This is a genomic window from Streptomyces sp. 11-1-2 (assembly GCF_003595545.1).
GTDB lineage: Bacteria > Actinomycetota > Actinomycetes > Streptomycetales > Streptomycetaceae > Streptomyces > Streptomyces hygroscopicus_B.
The window spans coordinates 6282142-6303673 of record NZ_CP022545.1 but is presented as its reverse complement, the minus strand read 5'-3'; the positions used below and the strand labels follow the sequence as shown (position 1 = coordinate 6303673).

Annotated in this window: 17 protein-coding genes and 1 pseudogene; 11 read left to right on the top strand and 7 right to left on the bottom strand. The window is 71.2% G+C overall.

What is annotated here, in order from left to right:
- Positions 1-159 precede the first annotated feature (159 nt).
- A complete protein-coding gene (locus CGL27_RS26805; RefSeq protein ID WP_119990537.1) occupies positions 160-1014 on the top strand; it encodes a hypothetical protein in 855 nt (284 codons plus the stop codon).
- A gap of 190 nt (positions 1015-1204) precedes the next feature.
- Here CGL27_RS26805 and CGL27_RS26800 read toward each other — a convergent pair whose 3' ends face one another.
- Positions 1205-2923, bottom strand: coding sequence for a sigma-70 family RNA polymerase sigma factor (locus CGL27_RS26800; protein ID WP_119990535.1), 1719 nt, complete (start codon positions 2921-2923; stop codon positions 1205-1207).
- A gap of 257 nt (positions 2924-3180) precedes the next feature.
- On the opposite strand from CGL27_RS26800, the gene radA reads away from it, so the two are divergent.
- Both radA and disA read left to right on the top strand, forming a co-directional pair.
- Positions 3181-4605, top strand: a complete 1425-nt coding sequence (gene radA, locus CGL27_RS26795; protein WP_119990533.1) for a DNA repair protein RadA — start codon at positions 3181-3183, stop codon at positions 4603-4605.
- A gap of 292 nt (positions 4606-4897) precedes the next feature.
- The gene (gene disA, locus CGL27_RS26790) at positions 4898-5956 is read left to right on the top strand and encodes a DNA integrity scanning diadenylate cyclase DisA (protein WP_050993876.1); all 1059 of its coding nucleotides are present in this window, start codon (positions 4898-4900) and stop codon (positions 5954-5956) included.
- 230 nt (positions 5957-6186) lie between these two features.
- On the opposite strand, the gene CGL27_RS26785 is transcribed toward disA, so the two are convergent.
- Entirely contained in the window at positions 6187-6930 is a 744-nt protein-coding gene (locus tag CGL27_RS26785) for an SDR family oxidoreductase (RefSeq protein ID WP_119990531.1), read from the bottom strand.
- Positions 6931-7029: 99 nt separating this feature from the next.
- Here CGL27_RS26785 and CGL27_RS26780 point away from each other — a divergent pair, with 99 nt between their 5' ends.
- The gene (locus CGL27_RS26780; RefSeq protein WP_119990529.1) at positions 7030-7932 is read left to right on the top strand and encodes a LysR family transcriptional regulator; all 903 of its coding nucleotides are present in this window, start codon (positions 7030-7032) and stop codon (positions 7930-7932) included.
- Positions 7933-7995: 63 nt separating this feature from the next.
- On the opposite strand, the gene CGL27_RS26775 is transcribed toward CGL27_RS26780, so the two are convergent.
- Entirely contained in the window at positions 7996-8847 is an 852-nt protein-coding gene (locus CGL27_RS26775) for a hypothetical protein (RefSeq protein ID WP_119990528.1), read from the bottom strand.
- A 325-nt stretch (positions 8848-9172) separates the two neighbouring features.
- Here CGL27_RS26775 and CGL27_RS26770 point away from each other — a divergent pair, with 325 nt between their 5' ends.
- The 5 genes from CGL27_RS26770 (at position 9173) to cseC (ending at position 13852) form a co-directional block, all read left to right on the top strand.
- A complete protein-coding gene (locus tag CGL27_RS26770) occupies positions 9173-10099 on the top strand; it encodes an A/G-specific adenine glycosylase (RefSeq protein ID WP_078642781.1) in 927 nt (308 codons plus the stop codon).
- Positions 10100-10466: 367 nt separating this feature from the next.
- Positions 10467-11078, top strand: a complete 612-nt coding sequence (locus tag CGL27_RS26765; protein WP_078642780.1) for a SigE family RNA polymerase sigma factor — start codon at positions 10467-10469, stop codon at positions 11076-11078.
- Positions 11079-11104: 26 nt separating this feature from the next.
- Positions 11105-11791, top strand: a complete 687-nt coding sequence (locus CGL27_RS26760) for a hypothetical protein (protein WP_119990526.1) — start codon at positions 11105-11107, stop codon at positions 11789-11791.
- Positions 11792-11800: 9 nt separating this feature from the next.
- Positions 11801-12508, top strand: coding sequence for a two-component system response regulator CseB (cseB, locus tag CGL27_RS26755; RefSeq protein WP_078642778.1), 708 nt, complete (start codon positions 11801-11803; stop codon positions 12506-12508).
- A gap of 6 nt (positions 12509-12514) precedes the next feature.
- The gene (gene cseC, locus CGL27_RS26750) at positions 12515-13852 is read left to right on the top strand and encodes a two-component system sensor histidine kinase CseC (RefSeq protein ID WP_119990524.1); all 1338 of its coding nucleotides are present in this window, start codon (positions 12515-12517) and stop codon (positions 13850-13852) included.
- A 4-nt stretch (positions 13853-13856) separates the two neighbouring features.
- Here cseC and CGL27_RS26745 read toward each other — a convergent pair whose 3' ends face one another.
- From CGL27_RS26745 to CGL27_RS26735, 3 genes and pseudogenes are all read right to left on the bottom strand, one after another.
- Positions 13857-14324: a VOC family protein gene (locus CGL27_RS26745; protein ID WP_078642776.1), complete on the bottom strand. Its 468-nt coding sequence runs from the start codon at positions 14322-14324 to the stop codon at positions 13857-13859.
- A gap of 81 nt (positions 14325-14405) precedes the next feature.
- Positions 14406-14876 carry a helix-turn-helix transcriptional regulator gene (locus CGL27_RS26740; protein WP_240451010.1) on the bottom strand — a complete coding sequence of 157 codons (471 nt, stop codon included), beginning with the start codon at positions 14874-14876 and terminating at the stop codon, positions 14406-14408.
- Between the two features lie 122 nt (positions 14877-14998).
- Positions 14999-16518, bottom strand: a pseudogene (locus tag CGL27_RS26735) (MDR family MFS transporter).
- A gap of 271 nt (positions 16519-16789) precedes the next feature.
- Between CGL27_RS26735 and CGL27_RS26730 the strand changes: the two are divergent.
- The gene (locus CGL27_RS26730; protein ID WP_119990523.1) at positions 16790-17368 is read left to right on the top strand and encodes a TetR/AcrR family transcriptional regulator; all 579 of its coding nucleotides are present in this window, start codon (positions 16790-16792) and stop codon (positions 17366-17368) included.
- A gap of 26 nt (positions 17369-17394) precedes the next feature.
- On the opposite strand, the gene CGL27_RS26725 is transcribed toward CGL27_RS26730, so the two are convergent.
- On the bottom strand, positions 17395-18042 hold the full coding sequence (locus tag CGL27_RS26725; protein ID WP_119990521.1) for a M23 family metallopeptidase: 648 nt from the start codon (positions 18040-18042) through the stop codon (positions 17395-17397).
- A 308-nt stretch (positions 18043-18350) separates the two neighbouring features.
- On the opposite strand from CGL27_RS26725, the gene CGL27_RS26720 reads away from it, so the two are divergent.
- Complete coding sequence (locus tag CGL27_RS26720) at positions 18351-21425, top strand: NACHT domain-containing protein (RefSeq protein ID WP_119990519.1); 3075 nt, start codon at positions 18351-18353, stop codon at positions 21423-21425.
- Positions 21426-21532: the final 107 nt, after the last annotated feature.

The following is a 21532-nucleotide window of genomic DNA, read 5'->3' as shown; positions in this document are numbered from 1 at the left end:
ACGTGAACGCTACTGCTCCCCCCTCGGTGTCATGCACAGGTCCCCCACGATCGCGCGCCCGGGCGGCCGATCGGCGGCCGGTCCCGGGCCTGCGCCGCGCCGCCGGGCCGTGCGCGGTCCCCACCTCCGGCTTTTGGCCGAGGGGCCTACCCTTACACCGTGGCAAAGACGAAAAAGGCGAAGCAGGGCAAAAGCCGGAAGACCGCCCCGGAGTGGGCGGCCGAGGAGCCGACGCCGTCCGGGGCCGGGGCCGCCGAGGACGAGGTCGGTCTGGACTTCGCCCGCGCATGGGTCGAATTCCCCGATCCGGCCGACGACGAGCAGTTCTTCCGATGCGATCTGACCTGGCTGACCTCCCGGTGGACCTGCATCTTCGGCCAGGGCTGCCAGGGCATCCAGGCGGGGCGGGCCAGCGATGGCTGCTGCACGCTGGGCGCGCACTTCTCCGACGAGGAGGACGAGGAGCGGGTCGGCCGCCATATGGCCCGGCTGACCCCGGAGATCTGGCAGTTCCACGATGTGGGGCACGCCTCGGGGTGGGTGCAGGAGGACGACGACGGCGAGCGGCAGACCCGGCGCCACAAGGGCTCGTGCATCTTCCAGAACCGGCCGGGATTCGCGGGCGGAGCGGGCTGCGCCCTGCACATCCTGGCGCTGCGGGAGGGGCGCGAGCCGCTGGAGACCAAGCCGGACGTGTGCTGGCAGCTACCGGTGCGCCGGTCCTACGACTGGATCGACCGGCCGGACGACACCCGAGTGCTGCGGGTCACCATCGCCGAGTACGACCGGCGCGGCTGGGGGCCGGGCGGCCACGATCTGCACTGGTGGTGCACGTCGGCCACCTCGGCGCACGGGGCCGGGGAGCCGGTGTTCCGGTCGTACCGGCCGGAACTCACGGAGCTGATGGGCAAGGCCGGATACGAACGGCTGGCCGAGCTGTGCGAGCAGCGCCTGGCGTCCTCGCTGCCGATGGTGGCCCCGCATCCGGCGGACCCGGCGGCCACGACGGACTGACACGGGCGATTTACGGGGTGTCCGGCGGGTCTTTCCCCCTCCCCGCCCCTTCCCGAATCCGGGGCCGGGCCCGGCCCCCGCCGGGGCTCCGCCCCAGACCCCGCTCCTCAAACGCCGGAGGGGCTGGATTGGCTCCCCGCCGGTCGGCGCCTCCGGGACCGCCCGGCGGCTGACGTGTCCGGGCCTCGCGTCAGCGCTTCGCGGCGGCCGGGCCGGAGGGCGTAGGGGACGGGTCGGTCGGGGTGGGGGTCGGGTTGCCGGAGGGGTCCGTGGGGGTGGGCGTGGGCTCCGGGGACGCGCCCCGGCCCTCGATCAGCACCACCGCGCCCGCCGGGTCCACCGAAACCCGTGCGCTCCAGTGACCGGCCGGCTCCCGGCCGTGGTCCACCGAGACCGTGATGGTCGTGGAGTCGCCGGGCCGCAGCACCCCGCCCGTGTGGTTCAGCCGGAGCCAGGACGCCCCGGCGGAGGCCGACCAGTGCACCGGTGAGCCGCCGGACGCGGTGAGCGTGATGACCGTCACCTCGCCCTCGGGGTGTGCCGTGACCGTGAGCCGTCCCGGGCCGGGGGCGGGCCGGGACGGTCCTGAGCCGTCGCCGGGGCGGCCGCCACCGGCCGGAGAGCCGTCCGGGCGGGACGCTTCGCCGCCCTCGCCCTTGTGCCCCGGCCGCTCCACCGCGCCGTCCACGCCGATGACCTCGACCGACACATCCGACGCCCCGCGGCCCGCCTTGGCGCTCCGCGGGCCGGAGCCGAACTGCGTGCCGGAACGGTCCTGCGCGCTGCCGCCGCGCTCGTACGAGCGACGGGCGGGCCGGTCCTGACCGGCCGGGGCCTGGTTCGTGCCGTCCGCCTCGGCGGCGGCCACCGAATCCGTGTCGCGCTCGTCGCCGACGAGCGGGGCGCCCCGGTAGGCGGCCCACAGCGCGAGCACCGGGGCCGCGACGACCGCCGCCACCACCGTCGTGGTCAGCGCGCGGCTGCGGATCCGGCTGCGGCGGGCGGCCCGGTCCTGGGGCTCCAGCGGGAAGCCGCGCCGGTCGAACCGCGGCCCGGCGCCCGCGCGGGCGGGGCGTCCGCTGAGCGCGCTCAGCAGCGCGGCGTGCACGGCGGCGCGGGGGGCCTCCACCACCGGCAGCGCGGCGGGCGCGGCCGCCGTACCGGGCCAGGGTCCGTCGGCCGTGGCCCGCTCGGCCATCCGGCGGCATTCGCGGCAGTCGTCCACATGGCGCACCAGCTCGCGGCGGAGGGCGGCGGAGAGCAGCACTTGGGTGTCGCCCGCGAGCCGCGCGACGACCGGGCAGTGGCCCAGCTCGACGACGGCGAGGGCGGCGCGGGTGCGCTCCACCTCGCAGGCGGCGCTGGAGAGCAGGGCGCGGGTCTCCTCCTGGTCCTTGCCGAGCACGGCGGCCACCTCGGAGGGGCCCAGCCGATGGCGCACCGCGAGCTCGAGCGCCTCGCGCTGCTCGGCGGTGGTCCCGGCGGCCTCCGGCCAGGCCAGCGCGGCCAGTTCGCGACGGCGCTGGGCGGCGATGGGCTCGGGCAGCTCGGCCCCGGCGCCGTCGCCCGGGGTGTCCGTCCCCGTACGGCCGCGGCGCTCGGCCAGCTTGCGCAGACAGGCCCAGCGGGCGACCGCGTAGAGCCAGGGGCGGGACAGCTCGCCCTCCGCGGTGCCCCGGCCCCGCCCCCGGCCGGAGCGGCGCTCGGCCACCGCCAGCACGTCGCCCACCGCGACGGCCGCCGCGTCGTGCTCGCACAGCGCCGACAGGCAGTAGGTGAACAGGCCGTCGAGATACGGCTCGTAGCGTTCGGGAGGGCGCTGGGGGCGGGTGGTGGTGGAGCTGGGCGCATGGCGCCGCACCCGCTGTGCGCCGGTGGTCTGTGTCGAGTGCTCGGACCTGCTGCTCATCACCCGGCGACGGTAGGCGGATGATGCAGACTTCCTCGCGCCACTTGCGCTGTTTTAACCCTTACGGGTGACCATCTCCCTCATAAGGGGACAGGTGTCCCCCTCCGATGGCCGTAACCTGCTATGCGCCCGGCGCCCTCCGGCAAGGCCGGTGCGAGGGCCGATGAGGGGCCGGAAAAGGGCCCGTGCCGGGGCCCGTGAAGGACCCGTCACCACCGCCGTTCGGCTCTGTCGGTGGCCGACGCTAGCGTTACGGCATGGCTGCCCGTAGCTCCTCCCGCTCATCCGCCAAGGACCGCCCCTCCTACCGCTGTACGGAGTGCGGCTGGACCACCGCCAAGTGGCTCGGCCGCTGCCCGGAGTGCCAGGCGTGGGGCACGGTCGAGGAGTACGGCACGCCCGCGGTGCGCACCACCGCGCCCGGCCGGGTCACCTCGGCCGCCCTGCCCATCGGCCAGGTCGACGGCCGCCAGGCCACCGCGCGGGTCACGGGCGTGGACGAGCTGGACCGGGTGCTCGGCGGCGGGCTGGTCCCCGGCGCGGTCGTGCTGCTCGCCGGGGAGCCCGGGGTCGGCAAGTCCACACTGCTGCTGGACGTGGCGGCCAAGGCCGCCTCCGAGGAGCACCGCACGCTCTACATCACCGGTGAGGAGTCGGCGAGTCAGGTGCGGCTGCGCGCCGACCGCATCGGCGCGCTGAGCGAGCATCTCTACCTCGCCGCCGAGACCGACCTGTCCGCGGTCCTCGGCCATCTCGACTCGGTCAAGCCCTCGCTGCTCGTCCTGGACTCGGTGCAGACCGTCGCCTCGCCCGAGATCGACGGCGCGCCGGGCGGGATGGCGCAGGTGCGCGAGGTGGCCGGGGCGCTCATCCGCGTGTCCAAGGAGCGCGGTATGTCCACGCTGCTGGTGGGCCATGTCACCAAGGACGGCGCCATCGCGGGGCCCCGGCTGCTGGAGCATCTGGTCGATGTGGTCCTGCAGTTCGAGGGCGACCGGCACGCCCGGCTGCGGCTGGTCCGCGGGGTGAAGAACCGCTACGGGGCGACGGACGAGGTCGGCTGTTTCGAGCTGCACGACGAGGGCATCACCGGGCTCGCCGACCCCTCCGGGCTGTTCCTCACCCGCCGCGACGAGCCGGTGCCCGGCACCTGTCTGACGGTCACCCTGGAGGGCCGCCGGCCGCTGGTGGCCGAGGTGCAGGCGCTCACGGTCGACTCCCAGATCCCCTCCCCGCGCCGCACCACCTCCGGTCTGGAGACCTCCCGGGTCTCGATGATGCTCGCCGTTCTGGAGCAGCGCGGCCGGATCAGCGCGCTGGGCAAGCGGGATATCTACAGCGCCACGGTGGGCGGGGTGAAGCTGTCCGAGCCCGCCGCGGACCTCGCGGTGGCGCTCGCGCTGGCCAGCGCCGCCAGTGACACCCCGCTGCCCAAGAACCTGGTGGCGATCGGCGAGGTGGGTCTGGCGGGCGAGGTCCGGCGGGTCACCGGAGTGCAGCGGCGGCTGTCGGAGGCGGCCCGCCTCGGCTTCACCCACGCCCTGGTGCCGAGCGACCCGGGCCGGATCCCGGACGGGATGCGGGTGCTGGAGGTCGCGGACATCGGGGACGCGCTGCGGGTGCTGCCGCGGCGCCGCGAGCGGGGCGAAAAGACGCGGGCGGACGCGGCGGACCGCGGCTGAGATGACAGGCCGTGGGTTGCGGTGTGTGCTGGTGAGGGCGTACGCAAGGGGGCGGTGAGCCGGGTGGTGCGCGGCACGGGGAGAGCCGTACTCCGTTTCACACCTACGGGCGTACGCCGGGAGACCCCACGGGAGGCCGGTGGCCGCCGGTAGACTTTGCCCTGGTCTCGCCCATACGTGGCCTCGCACACCGGCATGGCAGGGCGACTCGCGGCACCGACAGACCTTGCGACGGAGGAGTGCAGTGGCAGCAGGCGACCGGGCAACGGCACCCGGCAAGGCCGACGGTCTGATGCGTGCCTCCCTGAGCGCAGTCGCGCCCGGCACGGCGTTGCGCGACGGCCTCGAGCGCGTCCTCCGGGGAAACACCGGCGGGCTGATCGTGCTCGGCACCGACAAGACCGTCGAGTCGCTGTGCACCGGCGGCTTTGTCATCGACGTCGAGTTCACCGCGACCCGGCTGCGCGAGCTGTGCAAGCTGGACGGCGCGCTGGTTCTCGACAAGGACATCACCAAGATCGTGCGGGCGGGGGTGCAGCTCGTTCCGGACGCGGCGATCGCCACCGAGGAGACCGGCACCCGGCACCGCACCGCGCAGCGCGTCTCCATCCAGACCGGGTTCCCGGTGGTCTCCGTCAGCCAGTCGATGCGGCTGATCGCGCTGTATGTGGACGGCCAGCGGCGGGTCCTGGAGGACTCGGCGGCGATCCTCTCCCGCGCCAACCAGGCGCTGGCCACTCTGGAGCGGTACAAGCTCCGCCTCGACGAGGTCGCGGGCACGCTCTCGGCCCTGGAGATCGAGGACCTGGTCACCGTCCGGGATGTGAGCGCGGTCGCACAGCGGCTGGAGATGGTCCGGCGCATCGCCACCGAGATCGCGGAGTACGTGGTCGAGCTGGGCACCGACGGCCGGCTGCTCTCCCTCCAGCTCGACGAGCTGATCGCGGGCGTCGAGCCCGAGCGTGAGCTGGTGGTGCGCGACTACGTCCCCGAGCCGACCGCCAAGCGCACCCGTACGGTGGCCGACGCGCTCGCCGAGCTGGACCGGCTGACCCACACCGAGCTGCTCGAACTGCCCATCGTGGCCCGGGCGCTGGGGTACACCGGCTCGCCCGAGACTCTCGACTCGGCGGTCTCGCCGCGCGGTTTCCGGCTGCTGGCGAAGGTGCCGCGGCTTCCGGGCGCCATCATCGAGCGGCTGGTGGAGCACTTCGGGGGCCTGCAGAAGCTGTTGGCGGCGAGCGTGGACGATCTGCAGATGGTGGACGGTGTGGGCGAGGCCCGGGCGCGCTCGGTCCGCGAGGGCCTGTCACGGCTGGCCGAGTCGTCCATCCTGGAGCGGTACGTCTGAGGAGCGGCGCGTAGGTCCGACGGGGCGTCGGCGCGTTCCGGCGCGTACGTGGCGGGGGCGCCACCACGTTCCGCCGCGTACGTTCGACCGGGCGCCGCCACGCACCTGCGCCCCCCCTTAACCGCTGGCGTTCCAGCGCCGCATCCGCGGCGAGAAGAGCATCCGCCGGGACGGACGCCCCCTCGCCACCGCGGCCTGAACGACCGAGCGAACCTATGCGGTCAGAGCACCTAGAGTTGCGAAGCCCCTCCGTCGACAGGGAACTCCGTTCCCGTCGAGAAGGTCGCACCGAACGCCAAGTACGCCACCGCGGCGGCCACTTCCTCGGACGCCCCCAGCCGCTGCATCGGGTTGCTGCTCCGGTAGGTGTCCTTCATCGTCTCGATGACGTCGTCGGGGAAGGAGCGGTCCAGGATGCCCGTGTCGATCGGGCCGGGGCTCACGGCGTTGACGCGCACCTTGCGCGGCAGCAGTTCGCGGGCCAGGGTGCGCGTCATCGACCGCAGGGCCGCCTTGCTCGCCGAGTAGACACTGAGCGCGTCGAGGCCCAGGACGTTCACCACCGACGTGGTGAGGACCACGCCGCTTCCCTCGCGCAACAGCGGCGCCAACGCCTGCACCGTGAAGTACGGGCCCTTGGTGTTGATGCCGAACAGCGCGTCGTACATCTCCTCCGTCGTCGAGTCGAACGGCGCGGACGCAGTGGCACCGGCGTTGACGAACAGCGCGTCCACCGCGCCGAACCGCTCTTGGACCGTGCCGGCCAGCGCCTTGATGTCCTTCAGGGACGCGGCGTCGCTGCGGACGGCGACCGCCTTGTCCCCCAGCTGCTCCAGCGCGGCGTCCAGGGTGGATCGGGTGCGGCCGGTGATCAGTACCTGCGCCCCACCGTCCGCGAACAACCGGGCCGTAGTCAGGCCGATACCGCTGCTTCCGCCCGTGATCACGATCTTCTTGCCGTCATAAGTGGTCATGCCCTCAAGCCAAATATCCACCCGCACACCCTGTCCAAGACCTGTTCCGTATGCCGTCTTGCCCCAGGCGTATGACGGCGTGCGACGTACCCTGGGCGAATGGACATCGATCTGCGGCTCGTGCGCTATTTCACGGTCGTGGCCGAGTACGGCAACTTCGGTCGGGCCGCCACCAGGCTGCACCTGGCGCAGCCGTCGCTGAGCCGCCAGATCCAGCGACTGGAGGCTGAGCTCGGTGTCCGGCTTTTCGACCGATCGCCGCAGGGCAGCAGCCTCACCGACGCCGGTCGGGCATACCTTCCCAGGGCCCGGATCCTGCTCCAGGAGGCCGAGCAAGCCGCCCGCACGGCCAGAGCCGCCGTCCGGCCCCGTACCCTCACCGTCGGCTGCGCCGAAGGACTGGTCATCACCGCCTGTGTGCAGGAACTGCGCCGCCGGCACCCCGACGGCCAGGTCCGCACCCGGCACCTCGACTGGCGGGACACGCTCGCCCTCGCCGAGCGGCGGGTCGACGCCCTCGTCGCGTACCGGCCCCTGCCCTTCCCCACGGACGGCTTCCGGGTGACCAAGCTCCATGAGGAGCCGCGGGTACTCGTCACGTCGGCGAGTCATCATCTGGCGAAGGAGAAAGCCGTCAGCCGGCGGGCTCTGTCGGACGAGGAGCTGGTGGCCTGCGTCAGCACTCCGGTTGTCTGGAGCACGCCCAAGCCGGCCGGCGACCGCCCGGCACCGCCCGCGCCCGCGATCGACGACAGCTACGAGGACAAGCTGGAACTCATCGCCACCGGCCACTGTGTCGCGATCTTCCCGGCCGGCGATCGACGCGCCGCTGTGCGCGAGGACATCGCCCTGGTGCCCGTCATCGACATCGATCCCTGCGAGGTCGTGCTCGTCACGCGTGCTGACGACCCCAACCCGCTGCTCGGATCACTGGAAGACGTCGCACGTACATTGCTCGGCACAGCCTCCCGACGGGAGAACAACGAACAGCCGGTCACCTGAGCCCATCGCCTCTGCGAGGTGTTCATATGGCTGTCGCCGCGCTTCAGTCCGCGTAGCCGCCGCTCAGTCCTTCTCGAGGACGAACGACACCTTGGCCGTGCCAAGGCCGTCCACCTTCACCTCGACCAGATAGGTGCCGGGCTTGGCCGACGCGCTGCCCGACGGGGTGGCGCAGTGCTCGGCGCTGCGCTTGCGGTCCCACTCCACGGTGCGCTTGGTCTGGCCGGAGCCCTTCACCTCGACCAGCGCCGTGGCGCTGCCCTCGGGGCAGTCGCCGGAGGCCCAGACGTGGGCGTTCTTGGCGTCCGTGATGGTCAGCGAGGCCGCCGCGCGCCCGAAGTCGATCTTGCAGGATTTCGACTTGGTGTTCTTCACGACGATCTCGAAGGTGGGCTTCTCCCCCGGCGCCCAGGTGTTCTTGACCTTGGAGTCCTTGACGCTGCGCACCGTCAACTCCGCGTCGCCGGGGCGGCAGTCCGGCAGGCTCGACCCGGCGGGCAGACCCGGTCCGGTCCCGGTGCCGATGCCACCGCCCGCGCCGCCGCCCGAGGAGCCCCCGGCGCCGCCGGAGCCGCTGCCGCCACCGCCGCCCGCGTCCGTACCGCCGTCGCCCGAGCCACCGCCGCTGCCGCCGGAGTCGCCGGAGCCCGAGCCGCCGTTGTCCGACTCGTCGCGCCCGCCCGGCCGTTCGCTGTTCACCGGCCCGGATGAGGAGGGCCCTGGAGTGATCGTGCTCGCGGGTCCCCCGCCGCCCGATCCCTTGCCCTCGTCACTTCCGCCACCGCCCGAACCACCCCAGCCGAAGGCCCAGATGACCAGGAGCACGATGACGACGAACAGGGCCAGCCCAACGATCCTCCGCCGCCAGTAAATGGAGGAGGGAAGCGGCCCGATCGGATTGCGCAGAGATCCCACGCGGAAACTCTACGAGAGATCGGGAGCTCTACCGGCCAATAACCCCCGCCCCGTTCCCTTCTTTTCTCATGATCCGACCGGATCCCGCACATGAGACCGCCATAAGTCCGCCACCGGGCCGCCACGAGTCGCCCCCCAGACGCCCCTGAGTCGCCCCGCGGCCACCCTGAGGGGGCGGAAAGACCGCACCCGGGCGCGGAAAGCGGCCATCCGTTCCCGCGCGGACGCCCGTATTGCACGATTTGGCAACGACTGGCGCGGCTCGACCCGAACGCCCGCGCCCAGCGCGCCCGCAAACCGTCCCGTCGTGCCAGGATCGAGAGCGATGACTGCCATTTCCGCTTCCGCCGTCCCGGCCGCCGCATCCCCCGACCCCGACGGAGCCGTCCTGCACCGGCCCGTCATCGACTGGTTCGACGCGCACGCGCGCGACCTCCCCTGGCGTCGCCCCGAGGCCGGTGCCTGGGGCGTGATGGTGAGCGAGTTCATGCTCCAGCAGACCCCGGTGAACCGGGTGCTGCCGGTGTACGAGCAGTGGCTCGCCCGCTGGCCGCGCCCGGCCGACCTGGCCGCGGAACCGCCCGGTGAGGCGGTCCGCGCCTGGGGCCGGCTCGGCTATCCGCGCCGGGCGCTGCGGCTGCACGGCGCCGCGGCCGCCATAAGGGAGCGGCACGGCGGTGACGTACCGCGCGAGCACGCCCAGTTGCTGGCGCTGCCGGGGGTGGGTGAGTACACGGCGGCGGCCGTGGCCTCGTTCGCGTACGGCCAGCGCCATCCGGTCCTGGACACCAATGTCCGCCGGGTGTTCGCGCGCGCGGTCGGCGGTGCGCAGTACCCGCCGAACGCCACGACCGCCGCCGAGCGCAAGCTGGCCCGCACCCTGCTCCCCGGCGACGAGCCGACCGCGGCGCGCTGGGCGGCCGCCACGATGGAGCTGGGCGCGCTGGTCTGCACGGCCCGCACCCCCGACTGCGCGCGCTGCCCGATCGCCGCGCTCTGCGCCTGGCGCCAGGCCGGTTCTCCGGAGCACGACGGACCGCCGCGGCGCGGCCAGACCTACGCCGGTACGGACCGTCAGGTGCGCGGCAAGCTGCTCGCGGTGTTGCGGGGGACGGTGACACCCGTACCGCAGGCGACGCTGGACCAGGTGTGGGACGAGCCGGTGCAGCGGGCCCGCGCGCTCGACGGACTGGTCTCCGACGGGCTGGTGGAACCGCTCTCGGGCGGCCTCTACCGACTGCCGCTGACCTGAGAAAATTCCTCGTCACGGCCCTGTCTGTGACAGACCTGTGACACTCCCAGGACCCGGTTCTGACACTCGGTCGAGCCGGGTTCCGTTGTTACACAACCTATGGGTAGCTGTGCGTTCGCCGAGGCCCGGATGCGCATGGCGCCGCAACAGCGCCTCCGTAGCGTCCTTCTCGCGCCGACCGACAGGGCGGCACATCAACGGCGGGGAAGACAGGCGGCGAGTGAGCCGAAGGGGCGCGTCGCTGTCGAAAGGGAGAGCGCGCGCAGGCCGCGAGGAACGAGCGGCCGAGCACGGTCGACTGTCGACAGCGACTCAGGCGCCCCGGAGGCGAACCGAGCCTTAAAGAGGCGGATGGAGGCTGCACACCATGAGCAGCAGCAATGTTCTGGACTTTGAGGAGTACGTGCGGAATCGGCAGGACGCGCTGCTGCGCAGCGCCCGTCGGCTGATTCCGGACCCGGTCGAGGCACAGGACCTGCTCCAGACCGCCTTGGTGCGCACCTACGGCCGCTGGGACGGCATAGCCGACAAATCGCTCGCCGACGCCTATCTCCGGCGCGTGATGATCAACACCCGTACCGAGTGGTGGCGCGCCCGCAAGCTGGACGAGGTGCCCACCGAGCAGCTTCCCGAGGCGAGTGTCGAGGACAGCACCGAGCAGCACGCGGACCGCGCCCTGCTGATGGACATCCTCTCGGTGCTGGCTCCCAAGCAGCGCAGTGTCGTGGTGCTGCGACACTGGGAGCAGATGACGACGGAAGAGACCGCGGAGGCGCTCGGAATGTCGACCGGAACGGTCAAGAGCACGCTGCACCGGGCGCTGGCCCGGCTGCGGCAGGAGCTGGAAAACCGCGATCTGGACGCCCGCGCGCTCGGCCGTCGGGACGAGGAAGGCAAGCGGACCGGGAACGTCCGGCAGCACACGGGTCGGGTCCGGCGCGGCCGCCAGGAGCGGGGGCAGGAACGGTGCGCGGCCTGACCAGGGCCTCTCCCAGCAGGACAGCCATGATCACCGGCGGTGCGGTCGTAGGCCTCGCGGCCGCCGGCGGCTGGATGCTGGCCGGATGCGGCGCCGCGAGCGAGGGTGTGCGCAAGGAGGGACCGGCGCGCACCGAGTGGGCCGCCGCGGACCCGGGCTCGTACGCGAGTGGCCACGCCTCGGGCCGGCCGTCACCGGCCGGGCAGAAGGTCGACGCGATCAAGCTGGTCAAGACGGATCCGAATGTCAGTGACGATCTGAAGGCGAACCTCAAGCCCTGCCCCAAGGGCAAGGAGCCCGAGGGCAAGCAGCAGATCAAGGGCTACCCGGTGGACGTGACGTATGGCAAGCTGACCGGCGCCAGCGCCTCCGACCTGGTGATCAACGTGATGACCTGCGGCGATGGCTTCGGTATCGGCTCGTATGTCTACCGCAAGGCGGGCGACCGGTACGAGAACGTGTTCAGCGACGAGCAGCCGCCCGTCTACGCCGACATCACCAAGGACGAGCTGCGGGTGACCAAGCTCGCCTACACCTCCGGCGACTCGGTCTGCTGCCCTTCGAGCGAGGCCGTGATCACCTACCGCTGGACCGAGGCGGACAGGACGTTCGACGTGCTGTCCCGCAAGCGCACCGACTACAGCAAGAATGTGCCCACGGAGGAGGCGACCCCGGCGCCGTCCGTGAGCGCCGACGACGGAACGGAAGGCTGAACCGAGGCTGTGGCCGAAACCCATGTGCTCTTCGTCGAGGACGACGATGTGATCCGTGAAGCCACGCAGCTCGCCCTGGAGCGCGATGGCTTTCTCGTGACGGCCGCACCCGACGGGTTGACCGGCCTCGAGCGCTTCCGCGCCGACCGCCCCGATATCGCGCTGCTCGATGTGATGGTTCCGGGCCTGGACGGGGTCAGCCTGTGCCGCCGGATCCGCGATGAGTCCACCGTGCCCGTGATCATGCTCTCCGCGCGCGCCGACTCGATCGATGTGGTGCTCGGCCTCGAAGCCGGCGCCGACGACTATGTGACCAAGCCCTTCGACGGCGCCGTGCTGGTCGCCCGCATCCGGGCCGTACTGCGCCGCTTCGGCCATGCCAGCGGCCCCGGCGGGCGGGGCGCGGAGGCCGTTCCCGAGGAGCCCGACGGCGGGGTGCTGTGCTTCGGCGATCTGGAGGTGGACCCCGAGGGCATGGAGGTCCGCAAGGGCGGCCGGCAGGTCGCGCTCACCCCGACCGAGATGCGGCTGCTGCTGGAGTTCTCGGCCGCGCCCGGCACCGTGCTCTCCCGTGACCGGCTGCTGGAGCGGGTCTGGGAGTACGGCTGGGGCGGGGACACCCGGGTCGTGGACGTCCATGTGCAGCGGCTGCGCGGCAAGATAGGCCAGGACCGGATCGAGACGGTCCGCGGCTTCGGCTACAAGCTCAAGGGCTGAGCGGCGTTGGGGCGATTCGCACTCCGCAGTGGCCTGCGGTGGAAGGTCAGCCTCGCCATCGCGGCGGTGAGCACGCTCGTCGCGGTCGTGCTGAGCCTCGTCGTCCACAACGCGGCCCGCGTCTCGATGCTCGACAACAGCCGCACCGTGATGGACGAGCGGGTGAAGGTCGCCCAGCGGTGGTACGAGCAGTCCCGGGTGCTGGGCTTCGGCGCCAAGCTGGACGACCCCAAGCTGCCCGAGCAGCTCAAGAAGGAGGCGTGGCGCGGCCAGCGCGCCACCTATCTGGAGGACTCCGGCACCGGCACCCCCGAGGTGTGGGCCTCGGTGCCGCTGCGGAACGGCAAGGTGCTGTCCGTCCACACCAAGTTCCAGGACCGCTTCGCCGTCCTCAACGACCTCGACCGGGTGCTGCTGATCGGCTCGGTGGCGGTGGTGATGGGCGGTATCGCGCTCGGTGTGCTCGTCGGCGACCAGCTCTCCCGGCGGCTGCGCAAGGCGGCCACCGCCGCCCGCAAGCTGGCCGAGGGCGACTCCGAGGTCCGGGTACGCGAGGCGATCGGCGGCCGGGTGCGCGATGAGACCGACGATCTGGCGCGCGCGGTCGACGGCATGGCCGAGGCGCTGCAGCAGCGGCTGGAGGCGGAGCGCCGGGTCACCGCCGATATCGCGCATGAGCTGCGCACCCCGGTCACCGGGCTGCTCACGGCCGCCGAACTGCTGCCGCCGGGCCGCCCCACCGAGCTGGTACGGGACCGGGCGCAGGCGATGCGCACCCTGGTCGAGGACGTCCTGGAGGTCGCGCGGCTGGACGGCTTCGCGGAGCGCGCGGAGCTCCAGGAGATAGCCGTGGCCGAGTTCATCGCCCGCCGGGTCCGGGCGGTGGCCCCCGACGCGGTGATCAACGTGGCGCGTGACGCCCATGTCTCCACCGACCCCCGGCGGCTGGAGCGGATCATGGGCAATCTGCTCGCCAACGCCGCCCGACACGGCAAGCCGCCCTTCGAGGTCACCGTCGAGGGACGGGTGCTGCGCGTCCGCGACCACGGCCCCGGCTTCCCGGAGGAGCTGCTGAAGGACGGGCCGAGCCGGTTCCGCACCGGCAGCAAGGACCGCGCGGGCACCGGGCACGGCCTGGGGCTGACCATAGCCGCGGGCCAGGCGCGGGTGCTGGGCGCCCGGCTGACGTTCCGCAACGCCGATCCGGTGCTGGACGGACCGGATGGAACGGACGGGACGAACGGCACGGACGGCGAGTGCCGGGGCGCGGTCGCCGTGCTCTGGCTGCCGGAGTCCGCGCCCACCAACACCGGCAGCTTCCCGATCATCGAGGTGCCGGACTGAGCGCTCAGTCCGAGACGCAGCCGTCCCAGGGCTTGCTGAAGTCCATCTCCTCGCGGGGCTGGGTGAACGAGAACCAGTTGCCGGAGTCGTCGCGGAAGAGCGCCTCGGTGCCGTACGGACGCTCCTGGGGCTCCTGGACGAACTCCACGCCCTTGGCCTTGAGCGCCTCGTAGTCCCGGTGGATGTCATCGGTGGTGAACACCCCGGCGCCGAGCACGCCCTTGGCGACCAGCGTCCTGAGGGCTTCGGCGGACTCCGGGTCGAGCCCCGGCGAGCTGGGCACCATCAGGGTGAGCTGCACATCCGGCTGATCCTTGGCGCCGACCGTCAGCCAGCGCATACCGCCGCCCTCGCCGTCCCCGCCGATGCTCATGTCGGTGCGGACCTCGAAGCCCAGCTTCTCGGTGTAGAACTCCTTGGCCCGGTCCTGGTCGAGGACCCAGACGGTGACGATGGACATCCCCTTGATCATTGCTGCCTCCGGAGGTATCGGGATGGATCGCGCGTCGTCGCGACATCGCCACCGTAGGCAGCGGGCGGTCCGGCCCGCTTCTCAAGAATTGCTGTCCTCGGCGCCACCGGCCGCGGCACCACCGGCCTCGGGGCCGCCGGCCTCGGGGCCGCCGGCCTCGGCACCACGGGCCGCGGCGCCAGCGGCCTGGGAGCGGATCGCGGGGGCATCGCGCCCGCCGTACCACAGCATGGCGTAACACCCCGGTATGACCCCCGCGGCCCGGCCGACGTATCGGTCCCGGTAGGCGCTGGGGGTGAGCCCGGTCTGCTTCTTGAAGCTCGTCGAGAACGTGCCGAGGCTGCTGAAGCCGACGAGCGAGCAGATCTCCGTGACCGAGAGATTGGCCGAGCGCAACAGCTCCTCGGCCCGCTCGATGCGGCGCCGGGTCAGATACTGACCGGGCGTGGATCCGTAGGCGCCCTTGAAGGCGCGGATGAAGTGATAGCGCGAATAGCCGGCATGCGCGGCGACCGCGTCCAGGTCGAGCGGCTCGGCCCAGTCGCGGTCCATCACGTCCTTCGCGAGGCGCAGCCGGCGCAGATGCGCCAGCCGCGCCTCGTCCGGCGAGGTCACCATGGGGCCGATGCTGTCATGCCCCACTGACAGGGAGGTGGTCCCTCAGAGGCCGTAGGTCAGACGGTCTCGGCGACCGGCGCCGCCTGGGCCGTGGCCTCGTCGCCGTCGGCGGACTTGGCGGGGCCCCCGCGCAGCGGGACCTCCTTGACGAACCAGGCCGCGAGGAAGCCGATGATGCTGATCAGCGCGCCCCACAGGAACACCTGGTGCGCACCGCTGGCCACCGCGTGGGTGTACGCGTCCCGGATCCCCGGCGGCAGCTTCTTGAGGCTGGCCGGGTCGAGCTGGGCGCTCCCGGAGGTGACGGCCGCCGCCTTCCCACCGGCCCGCTCGGCCATGGTGTCGTTCACCTGGCTGGTGAACAGGGCGCCGAGGATGGCGACACCGAAGGAGCCGCCCAGGGTGCGGAAGAGGGTGGCGGACGAGCTGCCGACGCCCATGTCCTTCATCTCGACGCTGTTCTGCGCCACGAGCATGGTCGTCTGCATGAGGCAGCCCATGCCCATGCCGAGCACCGCCATGTAGAGGCCGGAGCTGAAGCGGGTGGTCTCGGTGTCCATCGTGGACAGCAGGAACATCCCGGTGGTGATCAGGAAGCCGCCGATGATCGGGAAGATCTTGTACTTGCCGGTCCGGGTGGTGAACCGGCCCGCGAACAGCGAGACGACCAGCATGCCCAGCAGCATCGGGAGCAGCAGCAGCCCGGAGTTGGTGGCCGTGGCGCCCTGGACGGTCTGCTGGTAGAGCGGCAGGAAGGTGGTCGAGCCGAACATCACGAAACCGACGAGGAAGCCGATGGCGGTGACCAGCGTGAAGTTGGCGTTACGGAAGATGTGCAGCGGCAGCACGGGCTCGGCCACCCGCTGCTCGACGAAGACGAACGCGACGAGCGAGAGGACACCGAGCGCCCCGAGCCCGAGGATCTGGGCCGAACCCCAGTCGTACTCGTTGCCGCCCCACGTGGTGATCAGCACGAGCGCGGTGATGCCCACGGTCAGCAGGGCCGCACCGGTGTAGTCGATCCGCCCCTGGGCGCGCTTCTTCGGCAGGTGCAGCACCGCCGTGATCGCCGCGAGGGCGATGGCGCCGAGCGGGAGGTTGATGTAGAAGATCCAGCGCCAGCCGAGGTGGTCGGTGAGGGTGCCGCCGACCAGCGGGCCACCGATCATGGCCACGGCCATCACACCGGCCATGATGCCCTGGTAGCGGCCACGCTCCCGGGCGGCACCAGGTCACCGATGATCGCCATCACGCCGACCATCAGGCCACCCGCGCCCAGGCCCTGGATGGCCCGGAAGCCGATCAGCTCATTCATGCTCTGCGCCATGCCGGACAGGGCCGAGCCGCCGAGGAAGACCGCGATGGAGGTGAGGAAGACGCCCTTACGGCCGTACATGTCGCCGAGCTTGCCCCAGATGGGGGTCGAGGCGGCGGTGGCCAGGGTGTACGCGGTCACCACCCAGGAGAGGTGTTCGAGGCCCCCCAGCTCGCCGACGATGGTCGGCATCGCGGTGCCCACGATCATGTTGTCGAGCATCGCGAGCAGCATCGCGATCATCAGCGCGAAGATCACCACGCTGGTGCTGCGCTGCTTCGGCTCGGCCTTGGCAGGCTTCTCGGCCGCCCCCGGGGCCTGAGCCGATATCGAAGCGGATGGCGCTTCGTCGTCTGATTGTTTACGGACCATGTTCTCCGTCTCCCCCTGGATGATGAGAGCCCTGACGCCCACTTACTTGCCGCCCGGCTAGTTCAGTACAGTGGAGACGGTAAGGCGCCAACTAGCCGGGCGTCAAGTAAGTTACGTTCGGCCTGCCTACGGCAGCCAGACCACCAGCACAGGAGAGCCCATGGGCAACACACCGCGGCGGGGAGACACCCGTCAGCGCATCCAGGACGTGGCCCTGGAACTCTTCGCGGAGCAGGGTTACGAGAAAACGTCACTGCGCGAGATCGCCGAGCATCTCGAGGTCACCAAGGCAGCGCTCTACTACCACTTCAAGACCAAGGAAGACATCGTCCTCAGCCTGTTCCAGGACCTGGGCCGGCCGCTCGACGAGCTGATCGCCTGGGGCGAGCAGCAGCCGCGCAGCCTGGAGACCAAGCAGGAGCTGCTGCGCCGCTACAGCGCGGCCCTGGACATCGCCGAGCCGCTGATGCGCTTCATGCAGGAGAACCAGGCGACGGTGCGCGAGCTGAGCATCGGCCAGATCTTCAAGAACCGGATGCTCGCGATGTCCGCCATGATCCGGGACCCGGAGGCGCCCATGGTCGACCAGGTCCGGAGCGTCATCGCCCTGTTCAGCATGCATGCGCGGATGTTCGCGCTGCAGGCGATCGAGGGCACCCCCGAGGACAAGCGCGATGCCGCCCTGGAGGTCGCCCTCGATCTGGTGAAGCAGGCTCATGCGTCATCGACGCATGGCTGATATGCGCATAAAGCGCATGAATTGCGTCAGACCTTGACGCCGTGGTCGCGGAGGAACTTGAGCGGCTCGACCGCGGTGCCGTAGTTCGGCGTCGTACGGATCTCGAAGTGCAGGTGCGGGCCGGTCGAGTTGCCGGTGCTGCCGGACAGGCCGATCTGCTGGCCCTCGGTCACGGTCTGGCCGATCCGGACGTCGATCCGGGACAGGTGGGCGTACTGCGAGTACGTCGCGTTGTCGTGCTTGATCACGATCGCGTTGCCGTACGCGGGGCCGTCACCGCCGCCGTTCGGGCCCGCCTTGACGACGACACCCTCGTGGGCCGCGTGCACCGGGGTGCCGGTCGGCACGACGAAGTCCTGACCGCTGTGGTTGTGCGACCACAGGTTGCCCGCCAGACCGAAGGCGGCGCCTATCGAGAACTTGTCGACCGGGGTCTGCCAGTCGCTCGCGGGGGCCTTCTTGGCCGGGGCCTTCTTCGCGGGGGCCTTCTTCGCCGGGGCCTTCGCGGCGACCTGTTTGACGGACGGGGCGGCGGGGGCATCGCCCGCCCCCACGGCGAACGCCGTTCCGGCGCCCAGCGCGAGCGAGGCGCCCAGGCCGACGGCGACCACAGCGGCGCGCCCCTTGGATACGGACGTAAGCGAGAAACGGCGGTTTGTGGCGCGCGGGACCATGGGAAGTACCTCCAGAAGCGTCTTTGGACGCCTCTTGTTATCCCGTTCTCGCGAATAGGCCAAGGCGTTCTTCTACTAAGTGGCTACGTAGCGAATTAGTTATGTGAAGCGTTTCCCGCGCGAAATTCCCGGAAACCCTCATCACACCTCTGACCTGCGAGATCCCCTATTTACCGTAGTAGACGCCGAAGGGCCTGTGCGAGAAGTCACCTTCGCAGGGACTTTCGGATGTCCGATTCGGGACCAAGGTCCTTACCCCGCTGTACGCTGTCCGGTCAGGGACACACAACTACCGGGGGGAATGGGACGTGGATCCCGCAGTCATCGGCGCGCGCCTGGCGTCGAGCGTCGTCGCACCGGTCATCAAGAAGCTGTTCATCAAGGAGGGGCCGGGCGCCGGGCTGGTCAACCAGCCGGTCCGCATTTCCTCCCTCGTCTCGTTCCGCGGCGAGAAGCGCACGCTGACCGAGAGGGATCTCGACAAGCTCGCCGACGAACTGGTCGCCCAGGCCACCCGGCACGCCGGCCCCGGCGAGCGGCCGTGCCCCGCCGACGAGGACGAGCTCGTGGCCGAGCAACTGGCCACCACGCTGTACGCGCTCGGCGACCTCGACATGAACGACGTCCAGGCGGTGCAGCTCGGCCACCAAGGACTGGCCTACGAACTGGCCCACGCCACCCGCACGCGGGGAAGGGGACGAGGCGCGCAGCACCTCAGCCAGGGCGGCACGCTGCTCTACGAGCGCCTGCTGGACACCGCCTGCCTGCACATCCTGCACTTCTTCACCCAGCGCTCGGCCTTCGTCCCCCGCACCCTCGTCGACCAGAGCGGCCGGCTCAGCGAGCTGATCACCAAGATCGACATCCTGATCGAGCGGATTCCGTCCCAGACCGCGCAGGACGCGGGCTTTGAGCGCCGGTACGCGGAGTACATGATCGGCAAGCACTCCACGCTGACCATCGTCGGGATCGACCTCAGCCACGCTGAGGCCACGTGGCCGCTGGACGCGGCGTATCTCAGCCTGGAGGCGGTCTCCTCCTCCGGCGAGGAGCGCCCGCTGGGCGCGCACGCCGCGGAGTTCGTCGGTGAGCACGCCGCGCTTCCCGCGACCCTGCCTGCCGACCGGGCGCTCTCCGGCCATCAGCGCGTGCTGCTGCGCGGGGTCGCGGGCTCCGGCAAGACCACGCTCGTCCAGTGGCTCGCCGTATGCACCGCACGGCAGGAGTCGCTGCGCGGCCTGGAGCAGCTCATCGGCCGCGTCCCCTTCGTCCTCCCGCTGCGTACGATCGCCCGCCAGGAATCCCTGCCCTCCCCGGCCTCGTTCCTGGCCTCCGTCCACAATCCGCTGGACGGTGCCCAGCCGCCCGGCTGGGCCGACCGCGTCCTCAACGCCGGGCGCGGGCTGCTGCTGATCGACGGCATCGACGAGATCCCCGAGCGCGACCGCGAGCGCACCCGGGCCTGGCTGTCCGATCTCCTCATCGCCTACCCGGACAACCTGTGGCTGGTGACCTCCCGCCCCTCCGCCGTCGCCGACGACTGGCTGGGGGCACAGGACTTCGCCGAGTTCACGCTGTCCCCGATGAGCCGCGAGGACATGGCGGCGTTCATCGACCGCTGGCATGAGGCGGCCCGCCGGACCTGCCGTACGGAGGAGGAACGGACGGCGCTGGACGACTACGAGTCGGCCCTGCACACCGCCGTCCGCACCAAGCAAGATCTCAGCCGCCTCGCCACGAACCCGCTGATGTGCGGGCTGATCTGCGCCCTGCACCGCGCCCGGCGCGGCTATCTGCCACCGGGCCGCAAGGCGCTGTACGACGCGGCACTGTCGATGCTGCTGACGCGGCGCGACACCGAGCGCCACATCTACGCGCCGGGTGACGTCCAACTGGACGAGGAGCCGCAGATCCAGCTCCTCCAGCGGCTCGCCTACTACCTGATCCGCAACGGCGAGGCCGAGCTGGACCGGGACCGCGCGGAGCGCCTCATCGAGGAGGCCCTCCCCTCGGTGCCCGCCGCCCGCGCCCTGGGCGACGCGCCCGCCATCCTGCGCCATCTGCTGCTGCGCAGCGGGCTGTTGCGCGAGCCGTCGGTCAGTACGGTGGACTTCGTCCACCGCACCTTCCAGGACTACCTGGGCGCGAAGGCGGCGGTGGAGGCGTGGGATGTGGGCCTGCTGGTCCGCAACGCGCATGACGCGCAGTGGGAGGACGTCATCCGCATGGCGGTCGCACATGCGCGACCGCGCGAGCGGAAGGAGTTGCTGAACAAGCTGCTGGAGCTGGCCCGGCACCAGGGCAGCGCCGAATCGGCGCTTCGTGTGTACCTGCTGGCCATGGCGTGCCTGGACCACGCGCCCGATCTGGACCCGGCGATACGGGACGAGGTCACGCAGAACGCGATGGCGTTCGTCCCGCCCGTGACCATCCCGCGAGCGCGGGAGCTGGCCACGGTGGGCCCCCTGGTGCTGGAGCTTCTCCCGGGGCCGGAGGGGCTGACGGACGAGGTGGCGGAATGCTGTGTGGTGACGGCGTCACGCATACCGGTGGATGCGGCGATCCCCTATCTGGCCCAATTCGCCGACCACCCGGCGGTCGGGGTACGTGCGCAACTGGCGTCGAGCTGGGGCCGATTCGAAACCGAGCGGTACTTCCATGAGGTGATCCTCCGCCTGGACCGGGACGGCCTGTACTTCGTGGCCGAGTCCATGGAACATCTGCGGCTGCTCCTGGACACGGGGCCACGTCCGTGGCTGATCCTGCGCGGGGACTTCACGGACGACGAGATCAGGGACAACCTCAACGGGGAGGAGGTGACCCGGCTGCGGCTGAACCGTAACCACGTGGTCGACGACCTCGGCGCCGCGATCGGCCACCTGGCGAACCTCGAAACGCTCTATCTGACCGACTGTCTTGGTGGGGCCCTCTTCCTCACCGGCCTGTCCGACCTCCCCCTCCGCACCTTGGTCGTCGAAACGCCGGGCCTGTCAGGTGTGGGCGTCGTGCCCTATGGCCTGGAGAAGCTCACAGCACTGGAGCGGCTGAAGGTCACGATCGGACACGCAAGTATGGAGCGCGACTTCCCGCCCAACATCACCTGGTTGGATCTGCATGTTCTGCACGAGTTCCTGGACACCGCCTGGATGCCCTCGGCATTCCCCCGCCTTCGTCACCTGAACATCCTCTTTCCCCATGGCGCCGACCGCTCCATCGATCTGTCCCCGCTCGCCGCCCTCCCCGACCTGGAGACGGTCACGATCAACGCGGAGATCAACGGTGCCGCATCACTGCCCGGCGTCACGGTGACGACGCCCGACAACGCGCCAAGGCGTACCGGCCGCCCGACCGACCCCACCGGCTCCACAACCGACGTATCGTGAAAGGCCGACTTCGGCACGGATGAGGGGGCGGAACGGAATGCAGCCGCAGATCGCACACCTCGCGCGAGCGGCCGGGTCCACCGGGGTACTGGTCACGGCCCGTCTGC